Raw genomic sequence first — 15,752 nt, 5'->3', positions numbered from 1 at the left:
AGATAAATGAATTTGTAGGATAAGAGTAGTAAAACGTTTAATTATAAATTATATGTATGCCAATAAAGTAAAGAAAATAGCCGCCGTCCATGACCTTTCGGGAATGGGGCGCGTATCTCTGACCGTCGTCATTCCTATTCTTTCATCCATGGGGTTTCAGGTCTGTCCGCTTCCTACGGCTGTGTTATCCAATCATACGCAATATCCCGGTTTCTCCTTCCTCGACCTGACGGACGAAATGCCGAAGATTATTGCCCAATGGAAGAAATTGGAGGTAGAGTTCGACGCTATCTATACCGGATACTTGGGTTCTCCGAGACAAATTCAGATTGTTTCTGATTTTATCAGGGACTTTCGTCGGCCGGACAGCCTGATCGTTGCCGATCCGGTGTTGGGAGATAACGGACGATTATACACCAACTTTGATGGAGAGATGATAAAAGAGATGCGCCACTTAATCACGAAAGCAGATGTGATTACCCCCAATCTGACGGAACTGTTTTATTTATTGGATAAACCCTATAAAGCAGATAACACGGATGAAGAACTGAAAGAATATCTTCGTCTTTTGTCCGACAAAGGTCCGCAAGTGGTTATCATCACCAGTGTTCCTGTACATGATGAGCCTCATAAAACATCTGTCTATGCATATAACCGTCAGGGAAACCGCTACTGGAAAGTGACCTGCCCTTATCTGCCTGCACATTATCCCGGCACGGGCGATACTTTTACCAGTGTCATCACCGGTTCTTTGATGCAGGGAGACAGTCTGCCGATGGCGTTGGACCGTGCCACACAGTTTATCCTGCAAGGTATCCGTGCCACTTTCGGGTATGAATATGATAACCGCGAGGGTATTCTATTGGAGAAAGTGCTTCATAATTTGGATATGCCAATACAGATGGCTAGTTACGAACTGATTTAAGATAGGCTTTGTGTTGTTATTACTATGCCAATAGGTTGGCACAACAATGCCACCTTGTTTGCATGTCTGTGCCACTGTGTTGGCACAAATGTGCCTTCTTATTGGTATTTATTAAGTTCAGAATCGTACTGTTACTCTTGCCGGGAGTTTTCCACTTGTCCACTTAGGCCCTTCTTTGACAAGCCGGATGGCTTCTTTATCTGCGAATTCACATAATCCATGAATAACAGTGATATTTTGCGGCTTTCCTTCTTCATCAACAAAGAAAGAAAGGACTACCTCCCCTTTAATATCTTTACAGTTATCATCCGTTGGACGAACGAGATTCTCTTTCAGGTATTTTTGATAGCTACGTTTACCGATGACAGGTTGCGGAGTAATCTCTTTCTTTGCCTGTTCCTTAACCGTCACAACATTTCCGGTAGTTGTTGACTTCTTATTTTTCTTAGCGCCGTATCCCACTACCACCACTTCATTGAGTGCCTGTTTGTTTTCGTTCATGGCAATGAGCATCGTCCGGTTGGTATCTATCCGGATTTCTACCGGATTATATCCGATATACTCCGCTGTCAATCGTTTCTTATCATCCTTTTTGACTAACGAAAATTCTCCATTCATATTTGTGATGGTTCCGATATTCGTTCCTTTATATGTCACACTGGCTCCGATAAGCGGTTCTCCTTTTTCGTCGGTCACCCTCCCTTTAATCATGTTCTTTTGAGGAAGGATAGTCGCTACCTTAGCCAACTTCATTTTCTTATCAGATTCAGATTCGAAAGTATCCATCGTTGCTACTACTTCTTGCAATGCGGCAGTCTCTTCCGACACTTCCTCCATCACCGGCACACCTTGTTGTGGTTGGGAAGTCGCTTGGATTTTGGCAATCATATCTTTCTTATCCGCTTGTCTCGCAGTAATTTCGGAAACAGGAGTGGAATCTTCGGAAGCAGGAGTGGAATCTGTTTTTACCTTTGCGGTAGCCAATGCGATTTCCTTTTGTGGAGTTGCCGGAACTGTTGGAGTTGCAGGAATAGCCGGAGTGGGCGGAATTGCGGGTTCAGCCAACTTGGAGGAAACACTCTCTTTGGCAATGAACACTTCGTCCGTCATACTCTTTTTCAGGAACAGGAAATAACTGCTGACACCGAATCCGATAGCCAGACAGGCAGCGATGCTCCAAGTGATAGCACGGGTGTTCTTTTTCTTTGCCGAATGAGCTGAAACCTGCATCCGCAGTTTCTCGATCCGTTGTTCGTGATTTCCCTCCACCTGGCTGTAACCATCCATAGCATCGGCCAGGAAAGGATCCTGCATCGACTCTCGTTCCAGTCGGTGGGCCTCTTTTCCTTTGCGGAGTCCTCGTATGTAGTCCAATAGTTTCATAGGGCTTGTTTCTTAATACAAATTTTTAAATTTCGCTTTCCGTTCTGGATATAGCTTTTCACATTGTTCAGAGTAAATCCGGTCTGTTCCACAATGTCGGCATACGACATCTCTTCCAGAAAGAAACGCGTAATACTGGTCCGTTGTTCTTCGGGCAACTTTTCGAGACAGTGATGTAATGCCTTCAGTTGTTCCTCCGAACTATCCTCTTCACTTAATAGATGCAGAAATTCGTCAGATTCCATAATATTAACCGTATAATCTAACGGAATTTCTTTATTTTCCTTCCGTAAAAGTTGCAGGCAATGATTCTTCGCCACCCGGTAGAGCCATGGCTTGAAAACTTTTATCTCATAATTTCCCAGTTTAGGCAATAAATCTTCAAACAACTGCATGACTGCTTCCTGTGCCCGGTCTTCATCATGCAGGTATTTCAGGCAAAGTCCGTACAGTAACGGGATATATCGGTTATATAATTCACCGAAATATTCCGTATCGCCGGACTTCGTATAGTGTATCAGTAATTCCTCGTCCGATAGTTTCGATATGTTTCTTTTGAAAAACAACATCTATTCCTCTTCTTCGTCGATAACGACTTGATATTTTTCTTTCATTCTTTCAAAATCACCTGTTATCTGCTCTAATATTTCATGTGTATCCGTACTCTTTACCAAAGCGGGCATACCATAATAGATGGATGCTTTGTATGGCAACAGGATCATCTTTCCTTTGGGTAAAGAGCGTCCCATACCGGTCATGAATACAGGAATATATTTCACTTCAGGTCGTAGCGATAGGATACGGGCAATGCCGGATTTTATTTTTCCCATCTGCTCCGGTTTCCCTCTGGTTCCTTCCGGAAAAAGAATCAGTGAATATCCGGCATCAATGGCTTCAAGCATCTTACGGATCGGATCGTGCTCCGAATCTTTTTCCCCTTTTCTTCTGATAAGAAGCGTATTGATGAAAAAGTTGCTGATGGAAGCCTGAAAGCGGGTTTTCCCGAAATAGTCTTCTGCTGCTACGGGTTTGACTTTCCACAAAAGTTCGCCGGGCAGGGAAGACAACAGGCTTAGGGTGTCCAGGTGACTGTTATGGTTGGCAAGGATAATGAATTGCTTTTCTTTTTTAAGGAAGCGGCAATCGGTGAACTGAACCCCTACGATTAATTTCAGGAACCATTGGAAAACACCTTTATATATAATCTGCATCGCAGCAGCTTGCATGAATCTTTTTTCCATTCTCTCCGTTTAATATGCAATGTAATAAACTAAATGAAAAAATACAGGAGCAGTGTAGGACAGCGAATCTATCCGGTCGAATACTCCTCCATGACCGGGAATACTGTTCCCCATATCTTTAATTCCTTTATCTCTCTTGATAGCGGAGATGACCACGTCTCCCGAGAAGCCGGCAATCGCAAGGAGGGCGCTAACCAGAATAACGTTAGGAGCGGAGAGGGGAGTCAGGAAACCGAGAAAGTAACCAATCGCAGTGGTACTGATGACACCGCCCAGGAAACCTTCCCATGTCTTGTTCGGACTTACTTTCGGAAGAATCTTATGCCGTCCGAGAAGTTTGCCCCAGATAAATTGCATGATGTCATTGATTTCCGTAAGGAATACAAGGAACAACAGCAGGCCCCGTCCTCCAGAGCTGAATCCCGGTAGTTCGGGAAGTGACAGGAGATAAGCGAGGTGGCTGATACCGAATACTGAAAGCATCAGAATCCATTGCAACAGCGCCATCGACTTGGTGATTCCGTGTGTATCTCCCTTTAAAACGAGCCGTAAAGGCAATACGAGGAACATGACTACCGGAATGAAGATGATGAATGCTCCATACCAGGCAAGGTAAGCCAGGTAATATTGAATGGGGATAGCCAGTATGCCCCAAAACAGTGCTCCGCGATCTGCCTCTCTGAATCCCAATACAGAATAAAGTTCTCTGAAAGCAATGAAAGAGAGAAAGGCAAGGAAGAAATAAGAGATGTTATAGCTGATAAATACAGCACCGATAAACATACCCGCCATGATCCACCATGAGCGCGTGCGTGCGACGAGTTCGCTGATATTTGTTTTCGGAGATATCTTTTTTACAAGGAAAAGAATAAGGCTTGCCGTAACAAGCAATCCGATGATAAGCGAGATGACAATAATCAACTCATCGCTTAATGTAGGGAATATTTTATCCAGTAGATTTTTCATTTTATTTCAGTGTTTGTTGTGTGTGACATGAGGTACAGGCGATGTATCAGTGTCGCGATAAGACCGATGTTGATAATGATTAGAGCGATGAAGCATACCATCCGGTCGTATCCTGAATGGATGGTGCAGGTGGCGACTACAAAGGTCAGTGTCAGCAACGCCATGCGGTGTTGTTTGGCCATCGGACCATTAAAGAAATGCTGATGTGTTTTATAGGCTCCTATCCAGCGGAAATAAGCTGTCATAACAGCAAGAAGGGCGCCCAGCATCCCAATTCGACTCCGAATCCACCTGCTACATACCCGACGGGAATGATGAACAATGCATCAGCAAAACGGTCGGGCATATCGTTATAAAGATCTCCGTTGGCACTTTTCTTTCCTCCTTCAATGGCAACCATCCCATCGAACAGGTTGCAGAGCAACCGCGACTGCATACAAACGATGAACAGAATATAGGCTACATATTTATTGAAGCCGGGATAAATAACTGTGCCAATCAGCAGGAGGCAACCTACCATAGCGAAGAATACACTCATCATGGAAATTTGATTGGGAGTGACACCCCAACGAGTTAGTTTGCGGGCAATGTTATTAGCCCAGGCCGTGTTTCGTGAGGCTATTTCCCGCCTTCCGTCGACTTCGTTTTTCATATTTGTGATATGTTTATGATTCGCAAATATACACATCATCTGATGAGTGGCAAAGGAATAAGGGAGAATTTTGAAAGGACTCTTTTTTCTGCCGGATAAAAAAAGTTCAAGTCATTTATGGAATCAGTGTGAAATCTGCATCTCTATAGTAAAAGCGAACTATTAGTAACATTTTAAATAATGAAGTTATGAAAACAAATCAATTCAGAGCAATGATGCTCGTACTGCTGATGGCAGTTGTTTCTTTAGGTATGGTGAACGCGCAAGCTATTACCGTGTCGGGTACTGTGACGGATGCAAAGGATGGAACTCCGCTTGTTGGCTGTTCGGTACAGATAAAGGGTACTACGAAAGGTACGGTAACGAATATGAATGGCCGGTACACGATACAGGCTAAGAAAGGGGAAACGTTGTTGTTCCAGTATATCGGGTATAAGCAGGAGAGACGGGTAGTAAAATCGACCACGCTGGATGTGAAGATGAAAGCTGACGAACTGGTATTGGAAGAATGTGTGGTGGTAGGATACGGCCATGAGACAAGAGCTGCAAAAGTAATGTCTACTGCTTATAGGGCAGTATGTCCGACTCCGGGAATCATGTATGATGCTGCAAATGCGGAAGAATACGGGGAGTTTCAGGAGAATGGTTTCAAGAGTGTGTCGGATGCTCCACTTTCTACTTTCTCTATTGATGTAGACGCCGCTTCTTATAGTAATATGCGTCGTTTTATCAATAAAGGTGAACTGCCTCCGGTTGATGCTATCCGTACAGAAGAATTAGTGAACTACTTTTCTTATGATTATCCGAAGCCGACAGGAAGTGATCCTGTGAAAATTACGATGGAATCCGGAGCCTGTCCCTGGAATACTAATCATCGTCTTGTACGTATCGGCCTGAAAGCAAAAGAAATCCCGACGGATAATCTGCCTGCATCTAATCTGGTATTCCTGATTGATGTCTCCGGTTCTATGTGGGGAGCCAACCGCTTGGATTTGGTGAAGTCATCTCTCAAATTATTGGTGAATAACTTACGTGATAAAGATAAAGTAGCGATTGTGACTTATTCAGGCAGTGCCGGTGTGAAACTGGAAGCAACTCCGGGTAGCGACAAACAGAAGATTCGCGAAGCGATAGATGAATTAACGGCGGGTGGCTCTACGGCAGGTGGTGCAGGTATCATGTTAGCGTATAAAATAGCCAAGAAGAATCTGATCTCTAACGGCAATAACCGTATCATACTTTGTTCCGATGGTGATTTTAATGTGGGCGTTTCTTCCGCTGAAGGATTGGAACAATTGATTGAAAAAGAACGCAAGAGTGGAGTATTCCTTACCGTACTGGGTTATGGCATGGGTAATTATAAAGATAAGAAGATTCAGGTGTTGGCTGAAAAGGGAAATGGCAATCATGCTTATATAGATAACTTGCAGGAAGCCAACCGTGTTTTGGTAGGCGAATTCGGTGCTACGCTGCATACAGTGGCAAAAGACGTCAAACTGCAAGTCGAATTTAATCCTTCCCAAGTGCAGGCCTATCGTCTGGTTGGTTACGAAAGTCGTCTGTTGAAAGACGAGGACTTTAATAATGATGCTAAAGATGCCGGAGATATGGGTGCGGGACATACAGTGACAGCCTTTTACGAAGTGATTCCTACGGGAGTAAAGAATGAATATGTAGGTAAAATAGACGACTTGAAATATCAGAAGAAAGAGAAAGTGTCCGTGAAGCCGACAGGCTCTAATGAACTCCTGACTGTGAAACTGCGTTATAAAGCTCCGGATAAAGATGTCAGCAAGAAAATGGAACTTCCTTTCGTAGATAATAAAGGAAATAATGTTTCTTCCGATTTCCGCTTTGCTTCTGCAGTGGCTATGTTCGGACAGTTACTTCGGGAGTCTGACTTTAAAGGAAATGCCAGTTACGACAAAGTGATTGATCTGGCCAAACAGGGACTGAATAATGATGATAAAGGATATAGAAGAGAATTCATTCGTTTGGTTGAGGCTGCTAAAGGATTGGAAAGAACAAATAAGAACTAGGAAAGCAAACAGGAGTCATTGGAAATGTACATCATATTATTATGCGTAATATTCACTGATATGAATAAACGTACAATTCCAGATAGATAATCCTAGAAAATAATAGTGACGGTATATGCTCGGGATAGTGACGCTATCACTGTTGTATACCGTCACTATCTTTGCCGGATACCGTCACTATAATTAATTTCGTCCGAAATTCGTCTGACCTAAAACGAAAAATAGCCATAAACTTATCGTTTACAGCTATTTAACTCTGCACGGGAGGAGAGGCTCGAACTCCCGACACCCGGTTTTGGAGACCGGTGCTCTACCAACTGAGCTACTCCCGTGTTTGCGGCTGCAAAGGTAGTAGAAACTTCTGAATCTCCAAACATTCGGGTAAATAAGTTTTGAATTATTTTAATTTTTCCCACTCATCGGGCTTGAAACCGACCAGAACGAAGCTGTCTGTCACTACCAATGGACGTTTCACCAATTTACCGTTCGTTGCCAAGAGTGCTATCTGTTCTTCCTCACTCATAGCAGGCAGCTTCTCGCTTAGTTTCAGCTCTTTATATACTAATCCACTCGTGTTGAAGAATTTCTTCACCGGTAAACCGCTACGTGGAATCCATGCTTTTAATTCTTCAACTGTAGGATTTTCTTCTACAATTAATCGGTTTGTAAACTCAATGTTATTTTCTGTTAACCATTTCTTGGCTTTCTGGCATGTGCTGCATGCCGGGTACTGCAAAAATAATGTTGCCATATTCATTTATAATTTAATTCTTACTATGTAATACTTAACACTTAATACTTAACACTTAATACTTAATACTTGATACCTAATACTTACTACTTAAACCTCACCTCAATATCTGCAAATCCTGAAACATAATCCGGTAAGCGGCTGCTTTCTTGTCCAACGCCAGTGGATATGCTCTTGATGATGAAGGCATCCGGTAAAGCCGCATGGCGCGTCCTTCAAAAACGAACTCGGAGTAATCGCCTACTTTCGGCTCTTCTATTTCGAATTGCTGCCGGAGAGTGTCCGTTGCTTTTTGCCCCGTAGTGACGATGGCTTTACATTCGGGAAGTTGTCGCAGCAATGCTGCTACATCGGTAGCCTCCACTACTTCGAGAAACTTATCCGATGCGTTATCCTGCAACCGGCGGATGGATGAAGCGGTATCAAACAGGGCAATTCCCTTTTCGTTCAAAAAGTCTATGATTTGCTCACGACAAAACGATTTTAGTGTCGAATTCAGAAAATGATTCTTATCATTAAAGAATAAGGTTCCATATATACGCCACATGTCATTGTTTAGGTTTGGATAATAAAAATCCATCGACCATCTTTTTTTCTGTGGCGGGAAACTGCCCAGCATAAGCAATTTTGATTTCGCTGGGAGAAATGGTTCTAGCGGATGTGTTTCGATTTCCATGTTATCGTTCATTTTAATTTCGTACAAAAATAGTGATAATGTTTATTTCCCTCAAAATCAATGAGAAAAAATGCTAGATTTAAAATATTTAGTTATTTTTGCGGTGTGATGAACAAACAGTATCTTATTATATCATTGAAAAAAGAAATTTTAGTAAGTTGTTTCTTAATGAGCTTATTTTTCCTGGAGGGTGGGAATTGTTATGCTTCGGAGCAACAACTGTTAAGAGGGACGATAGAAACTCCTTCTGACAATTATACCGTGAGAGGGCGTGTTATTGATGTCTATGGTGAACCACTAATCGGTGCTACAATACGAGAGAAAGGGGGAGCCAATGGTACTGTGACCGATATTGATGGACGATTCTTTTTATCTGTTCCGGATAGTGCTGTCTTGCAGGTTTCTTTTGTAGGTTACAAGACTTTAGAAGTCAATGTGACAGGTCGGACTATGCTTGAAATACGCCTTCAGGAAGACGCGGTGATGCTTGATCATGTCATCGTAACAGCCTTGGGAATTGAAAAGGATGAAGCTACACTGGCTTATTCTGCGCAGAAAATCAAAGGTGAGGAACTGAATCGTATAAAAGAAATAAATATGATTACTGCCCTGGCGGGAAAAGCAGCCGGTGTACAAATCAATAAAAACTCTTCCGGAATGGGAGGGTCTGCCAAAGTCAGTCTCCGGGGAATCCGTTCGGTGTCCGGTGATAATCAACCGCTGTATGTGATAGACGGAGTGCCGATGTCGAATACCTCTTCCGAGCAGGCTTATTCGGCTATTGGAGGTACGGCGAATGCCGGCAACCGTGATGGAGGAGATGGGATTTCTAACCTGAACCCGGAAGATGTGGAAAGCATCAGTATCTTGAAAGGTGCTCCAGCAGCAGCTTTATATGGTAGCATGGCTGCTAACGGGGTCATTCTTATCACTACTAAAAAAGGGAATTCTGTCGGGCAAAGGAATATTAATTTCTCTACAGGACTAACTTTCGAGAAAGCATTCAGCCTGCCTAAAATGCAAAATCGTTACGGTGTCAGTGATGTGGTAGACAGCTGGGGTGAGAAAGATAATCTGACGGCTCATGATAACCTGAATGATTTTTTCCGTACCGGATTGACCTCAATGACTTCTGTGTCCGTCAGCTATGGAAATGAAACTCTACAAACTTATTTCTCCTATGCCAACACCACTGGAAAGGGGATTATGGATAAAAACAAGCTGAAGAAACATAATATAAACCTACGCGAAACAGCTACCATGTTCAACAAACGTTTGAAACTGGATGGTAATGTGAATGTAATGAAACAGACTGTTGAGAATAAGCCGGTATCGGGAGGTTTTTATATGAATCCGTTGGTAGGGCTTTATCGTTTTCCTCGTGGTGAGAATCTGTCTTATTATAAAGACCATTTTGAAACCTATGACGAAGAACGGAATTTGAATGTGCAAAACTGGCATACATTTACCGAAGACTTCGAACAGAATCCATATTGGATAGTGAACCGTATACAAAGTAAAGAAACGCGTACGCGCATTATCCTTTCCCTTTCGGCAAACTTTAAGATAAATGATTGGTTGACTATTCAAGCTCGTGGCAACATGGACTACTGGGCTGACAAGTTGCGTCAGAAATTCTATGCGTCTACCGCTACTGCCCTGTGTGGAGCGAACGGTCGATATATTGAAATGGATTATCAGGAAACGCAGATGTATGGTGATGTCATGGCGATGTTTAAGAAAACCTGGGGAGATTTTACACTGGATGCGGCTATTGGCGGTAGTATAAATGATCGAATCAGAAACTCGACCCGTTATGATTCCAAGAATGCTTCTCTGAAGTTTGCTAATGTATTTAATATTGCCAATATCATCATGAACAGTTCTGCCAGTATTGACCAGAAAATAGATGAGCATCGTCAGCTTCAATCTATTTTCGGTACAGCACAGATTGGCTACAAGGAAAAATTATTTCTTGATTTGACAGCTCGTAATGACTGGGCATCAACCTTGGCTTATACTGAACATGAGAAAGCGGGATTTGCTTATCCTTCCGTTGGTCTTTCCATATTGCTTGATAAATGGGTGAAGCTGCCCGAATGGATTTCTTTTGCGAAACTGCGTGGTGCCTATAGTAAAGTGGGGAACGATATTCCTGTATTTGTCACTAATTCCGCTTCGCATATCAGTGCCGGTGGCGAGATACAGGCAAATGATGCCGCTCCTTTCAAAGATATGGAGCCGGAAATGACTCATGCCATGGAATTCGGAACGGAATGGAGATTCTTCCAACATCGGTTAGGAATCAATCTGACCTATTATCGTACCAACACTTATAATCAGTTCTTCAAACTTCCTGCTCTTGCAGGTGACAAGTATGCTTTCCGATATGTAAATGCTGGGAATATCCAAAACCAAGGATGGGAAGTGACACTGAACGGAACTCCGATACTGACTTCTGATTTCACCTGGAAAACTTCCATCAACTTCTCTACCAACAAGAATAAGATCGTGAAGCTGCACGACGAGTTGAAAGAATTGGTCTACGGACCTACGAGCTTTTCTTCCAGTTATGCAATGAAACTGGTGAAAGGTGGTTCTATCGGTGATATCTATGGTAAAGCCTTTGTGCGTGATGCCGCAGGAAACATTGTTTATGAAACAGAAGGAGATTACAAAGGACTTCCATTGGTGGAAGGTGACGGAAATACGGTGAAAGTAGGAAATGCCAACCCTGTCTTTATGATGGGATGGGATCACACATTCTCTTACAAAGGATTCAGCCTTTATTTCCTGCTTGACTGGCGTTACGGAGGAAAAGTCCTTTCGCAGACACAAGCGGAAATGGATCTCTATGGCGTATCGGAAATTACGGCTGATGCACGCGACAGAGGATATGTGATGCTTGAAGGTCAGCAGATCGATAATGTGAAAGGATTCTATAAAAATGTAGTGGGCGGGCGTGCCGGAGTGACAGAGTATTATATGTATGATGCCACTAATTTACGGTTACGCGAAGTATCGTTGAGCTACAATTTCTCAAAGAAGTGGATACAAAAAACGAAGGTTCTGAAAGATGTGCAGCTTTCGTTTGTGGCCCGCAATCTATGTTTCTTATATAAGAAAGCTCCTTTTGATCCGGATTTGGTACTTTCCACCGGGAATGATAACCAAGGGATTGAAGTATTCGGAATGCCTACGACCCGTAGTTTGGGCTTTACTCTGAAATGTGAATTTTAAAGGTAGGAGAGAGAAATGAAGAGAAAATATGTATATTTATACTTGCTGGGCTTACTGCTCTTTTCTGTAGCATGTACCGGTAATTTCCGTGATTACAATACCGACTTGTCCGGAATCACGATGATGACCTGATTATTGACGACAATGGTTATGGAATCCGTTTGGGCATTATTCAGCAGGGTATTTATTTTAATTATGATTTCGGAAAAGGGAAGAACTGGCCTTTCCAGCTGATACAGAATCTGAACGCAGATATGTTTGGTGGATATATGCATGACGGTAAACCCTTGAACGGAGGTTCGCATAATTCCGACTATAATATGCAGGATGGTTGGAACAGCGCCATGTGGACGCATATGTATTCTTATATTTTCCCGCAGATATACCAATCGGAGAATGCTACCCGGAATACACATCCTGCTTTGTTCGGGATCACGAAAATATTAAAGGTAGAAGCCATGCATCGTGTGACGGATTATTATGGTCCCATCATTTATAAGAATTTTGCGAATGCAGAAAACCACTACCGTCCTGATAAACAAAAAGATGTTTATTATGAGTTTTTCAATGAACTCGATTCTGCCGTGGTTGCCCTCACCGGTTATATAGAGGAGAAACCGGAATTCAATGGATTTGCACGTTTTGATATTTTGTTGGATGGTAAATACCCTTCCTGGGTAAAGTTTGCCAATTCGTTGCGTTTGCGTCTAGCTATGCGTATTGCCTCTGTTGCCCCCGATAAGGCACGTGCTGAAATACAGAAAATAAAAGAAAACGATTACGGCTTCTTTGAAGCGGAAACAGGCGGAGCTGTTGTTTCTACCAAATCCGGATATACCAATCCATTGGGAGAACTTAATCGTGTGTGGAATGAAACTTACATGAGTGCGAATATGGAATCAATCTTGGTGGGATATAATGATCCCCGTCTTGGAATTTATTTCGAACTCTGTACGGATGAAACCCTGAAAGGACAATATCGTGGAATTCGTCAGGGGACATGTTTTGCTCATAGTCATTATTCCGGATTGTCGAAGCTGTTTGTCAAGCAAAGCACCGATGCGCCTCTGATGACTGCTTCGGAAGTTTGGTTTCTGCGTGCCGAAGCTGCATTGCGCGGGTGGACGGATGAAGATGAAGAAACCTGTTATCAGAACGGTGTAACTACTTCTTTCCATCAATGGGGAATCTATGGCGTAGAAGATTATCTGCAAAGTGAACAGACCGCCTCCGACTTTATAGACACGTATGATGAAGAAAATAATATAGAGGCCCGTTGTAAAGTCTCTCCCAAATGGAATCCGCTGGATGATAAGGAAACGAAACTGGAGAAGATCATTACGCAGAAGTGGATTGCTATGTTTCCGGAAGGTTGCGAAGCTTGGGCAGAACAAAGACGAACAGGGTATCCCCGTTTATTTCCCGTACGATTCAACCATAGCAGAAACGGTTCTATCGACACGGAGATTATGGTGCGCCGTCTAAACTTCCCCGGTACCTTACAGACGGAAGACCCGGAACAATATTCCGCGCTTGTGGAAGCTTTAGGAGGAAACGATCATGGAGGTACAAGGCTTTGGTGGGACACGGGAAATAATAACCTGGAATAAAAAAAGATAAAAGTAGTGTGTTTATATGTGTAGCTTTAACTATTTTTGCATCTTCATTTAAACACATTTACTTATGAAACAGATTATCTCTGCTCTTTTCCTTTGTATGTTGCTCTCTGCCGTACCGGGATTGCAGGCGCAAAACATCCAGTTACATTATGATTTTGGACGTTCTTTGTATGATAAAGATTTGCAAGGTCGTCCGCTGTTAACTTCCACAGTAGAGAAGTTTCATCCTGATACTTGGGGAAGTACTTATTTCTTTGTCGATATGGATTATACCTCCGAAGGTGTCGCTGCTGCTTATTGGGAAATAGCCCGTGAAGTGAAATTCTGGAAAGGTCCTTTCTCTGCGCATCTTGAATATAACGGTGGATTATCCAAAGGTATGTCTTATAAAAATGCTTATCTGGCAGGAGCCACGTATACCTTTAATAATGCTTCTTTTTCCAAAGGCTTCACACTGACCGCCATGTATAAGTATATTCAGAAACACTCATCACCCAACAACTTCCAGTTGACAGGTACATGGTACGTAAACTTCTGCCGTAACCTGCTCACTTTCTCCGGCTTTGCCGACTGGTGGCGTGAAGAAACGAACTACGGAAAGACTATCTTCCTCTCCGAACCACAATTTTGGGTAAACCTGAATCAAATCAAGGGAGTAAATAAAAACTTCAATCTAAGCGTTGGCTCCGAAGTCGAATTGAGCAATAACTTCGGTGGTCGCGATGGCTTTTATGTGATCCCGACGCTTGCTCTGAAATGGACGCTGAACTAAAAAAATCGAACCAAAAATCGAACCAAAAAGCGAGTTAAAAGAAATAGAGTAAAAAGAAGTCAGGCTAAAAGAATCCGAACTTCAGAGGAATCTCCGTTTATCCCTTTGTGGAACTTACAAAATATATAGAACAACCTATTAAATGAAAACTGATTTAATCTACGGCGTAGAAGACCGTCCCCCTTTTAAAGACGCCCTGTTTGCGGCTTTACAACATCTCTTGGCTATTTTCGTGGCAATTATCACACCGCCGCTTATCATAGCGAGTGCCTTGAAACTGGATGTAGAAAAGACAAGCTTTCTAGTTTCCATGTCCCTTTTTGCTTCGGGAGTATCTACCTTTATACAATGCCGTCGTTTCGGTCCGATAGGAGCAAAGCTGCTCTGCATCCAGGGAACCAGTTTTTCTTTTATCGGTCCTATCATCGCCACAGGAATGGTAGGCGGATTGCCGTTGATTTTCGGTTCCTGTATGGCTGCCGCACCTATCGAAATGATTGTCAGCCGCACATTCAAATATTTGCGTAATATCATCACTCCGCTGGTTTCCGGTATTGTCGTACTGCTTATCGGATTGAGCCTGATAAAAGTAGGTATCGTATCTTGCGGAGGTGGATATGCAGCTATGGATAACGGTACGTTTGCTACCTGGAAAAACCTGTCTATTGCAGCACTGGTACTTCTTAGCGTCTTATTTTTCAACCGTTGTGGGAACAAATACCTGCGCATGAGTTCCATTGTACTCGGACTTTGTCTGGGTTATGGTTTGGCATTTGTTTTGGGAAAAGTGGATATGAGTGCATTGAATGTAGAAATGCTGATGAGCTTTAATATTCCCCACCTTTTAAATATGGTGTTGATTTCAATGTGTCTTCTTTCATAGCCATTGGTCTGGTCTACCTGATAACTGCCATCGAAGCAACAGGTGACGTGACTGCCAACTCTATGATTTCCGGACTTCCCATTGAAGGAGATTCCTATTTGAAACGAGTTTCCGGTGGAGTAATGGCAGATGGATTCAATTCCTTCCTCGCTGGTATATTCAACTCTTTCCCCAACTCCATCTTTGCACAGAATAACGGTATTATCCAACTGACCGGAGTAGCCAGCCGCTATGTCGGTTATTATATCGCAGCAATGCTCGTTCTTTTGGGATTATTTCCCATTGTAGGTGCCGTATTCTCCTTAATGCCCGATCCTGTATTGGGTGGTGCAACCTTACTAATGTTCGGTACAGTAGCAGCGGCAGGAATCCGTATTATCTCCTCACAAGAAATAGGCCGTAAAGAAACTCTGGTATTAGCAGTCAGCCTTTCCTTAGGCCTAGGAGTAGAATTAATGCCGGACGTATTACAACAAGCCCCGGAAGCAATTCGAAGTATCTTCTCTTCAGGGATCACCACCGGAGGCCTAACTGCAATTATTGCAAATATAGTAATACGTGTAAAAGAATGATGAATAAGTATTAAGTATTAACCGACAAGTATC

General features: G+C 42.8%; 10 protein-coding genes, 1 tRNA gene and 3 pseudogenes. 6 read left to right on the top strand and 8 right to left on the bottom strand.

Going from position 1 to position 15,752, the window contains the following annotated elements:
• Positions 1-52 precede the first annotated feature (52 nt).
• Positions 53-925, top strand: coding sequence for a pyridoxamine kinase (locus DXA05_RS06870; RefSeq protein WP_004304792.1), 873 nt, complete (start codon positions 53-55; stop codon positions 923-925).
• A 117-nt stretch (positions 926-1,042) separates the two neighbouring features.
• On the opposite strand, the gene DXA05_RS06865 is transcribed toward DXA05_RS06870, so the two are convergent.
• The 5 genes and pseudogenes from DXA05_RS06865 to DXA05_RS06845 all read right to left on the bottom strand — a co-directional run bounded on the left by DXA05_RS06865 (position 1,043) and on the right by DXA05_RS06845 (position 5,167).
• A complete protein-coding gene (locus DXA05_RS06865; RefSeq protein WP_087318273.1) occupies positions 1,043-2,308 on the bottom strand; it encodes an energy transducer TonB in 1,266 nt (421 codons plus the stop codon).
• On the bottom strand, positions 2,305-2,877 hold the full coding sequence (locus DXA05_RS06860; RefSeq protein ID WP_117611088.1) for a sigma-70 family RNA polymerase sigma factor: 573 nt from the start codon (positions 2,875-2,877) through the stop codon (positions 2,305-2,307). The genes DXA05_RS06865 and DXA05_RS06860 overlap by 4 nt, the downstream gene beginning before the upstream one ends.
• Positions 2,878-3,534 (bottom strand): lysophospholipid acyltransferase family protein, encoded by a 657-nt coding sequence (locus tag DXA05_RS06855; protein ID WP_008021065.1) that lies wholly within the window; start codon positions 3,532-3,534, stop codon positions 2,878-2,880. It abuts the gene before it with no gap.
• A 24-nt stretch (positions 3,535-3,558) separates the two neighbouring features.
• Positions 3,559-4,515, bottom strand: coding sequence for a phosphatidate cytidylyltransferase (locus tag DXA05_RS06850; protein WP_117611087.1), 957 nt, complete (start codon positions 4,513-4,515; stop codon positions 3,559-3,561).
• Positions 4,512-5,167 (bottom strand): annotated as a pseudogene (locus DXA05_RS06845) (CDP-alcohol phosphatidyltransferase family protein). Before DXA05_RS06845 ends, DXA05_RS06850 begins: the two are co-directional and overlap by 4 nt.
• Positions 5,168-5,355: 188 nt before the next feature.
• On the opposite strand from DXA05_RS06845, the gene DXA05_RS06840 reads away from it, so the two are divergent.
• Positions 5,356-7,206, top strand: a complete 1,851-nt coding sequence (locus DXA05_RS06840) for a VWA domain-containing protein (RefSeq protein WP_128858951.1) — start codon at positions 5,356-5,358, stop codon at positions 7,204-7,206.
• Between the two features lie 259 nt (positions 7,207-7,465).
• Here DXA05_RS06840 and DXA05_RS06835 read toward each other — a convergent pair.
• The 3 genes from DXA05_RS06835 to DXA05_RS06825 form a co-directional block, all read right to left on the bottom strand.
• Positions 7,466-7,538 (bottom strand) — tRNA-Trp (locus tag DXA05_RS06835).
• Positions 7,539-7,603: 65 nt separating this feature from the next.
• Complete coding sequence (locus tag DXA05_RS06830; RefSeq protein WP_004308288.1) at positions 7,604-7,957, bottom strand: arsenate reductase family protein; 354 nt, start codon at positions 7,955-7,957, stop codon at positions 7,604-7,606.
• Between the two features lie 97 nt (positions 7,958-8,054).
• The gene (locus DXA05_RS06825) at positions 8,055-8,633 is read right to left on the bottom strand and encodes a uracil-DNA glycosylase family protein (RefSeq protein WP_055235875.1); all 579 of its coding nucleotides are present in this window, start codon (positions 8,631-8,633) and stop codon (positions 8,055-8,057) included.
• 108 nt (positions 8,634-8,741) lie between these two features.
• Here DXA05_RS06825 and DXA05_RS06820 point away from each other — a divergent pair, with 108 nt between their 5' ends.
• The 4 genes and pseudogenes from DXA05_RS06820 (at position 8,742) to DXA05_RS06805 (ending at position 15,719) form a co-directional block, all read left to right on the top strand.
• Positions 8,742-11,873, top strand: a complete 3,132-nt coding sequence (locus DXA05_RS06820) for a TonB-dependent receptor (protein ID WP_049703428.1) — start codon at positions 8,742-8,744, stop codon at positions 11,871-11,873.
• A 15-nt stretch (positions 11,874-11,888) separates the two neighbouring features.
• Positions 11,889-13,483, top strand: a pseudogene (locus tag DXA05_RS06815) (SusD/RagB family nutrient-binding outer membrane lipoprotein).
• Between the two features lie 73 nt (positions 13,484-13,556).
• Positions 13,557-14,264: a DUF5020 family protein gene (locus DXA05_RS06810; RefSeq protein ID WP_008021077.1), complete on the top strand. Its 708-nt coding sequence runs from the start codon at positions 13,557-13,559 to the stop codon at positions 14,262-14,264.
• A gap of 142 nt (positions 14,265-14,406) precedes the next feature.
• Positions 14,407-15,719 (top strand): annotated as a pseudogene (locus DXA05_RS06805) (nucleobase:cation symporter-2 family protein).
• Positions 15,720-15,752 lie beyond the last annotated feature (33 nt).

The organism is Bacteroides sp. AM54-2NS (genome assembly GCF_003602935.1).
GTDB classification, from domain to species: Bacteria; Bacteroidota; Bacteroidia; order Bacteroidales; family Bacteroidaceae; genus Bacteroides; species Bacteroides xylanisolvens.
The sequence above is the reverse complement of the archived record's forward strand: the minus strand, read 5'-3'. Positions and strand labels throughout refer to the sequence as shown.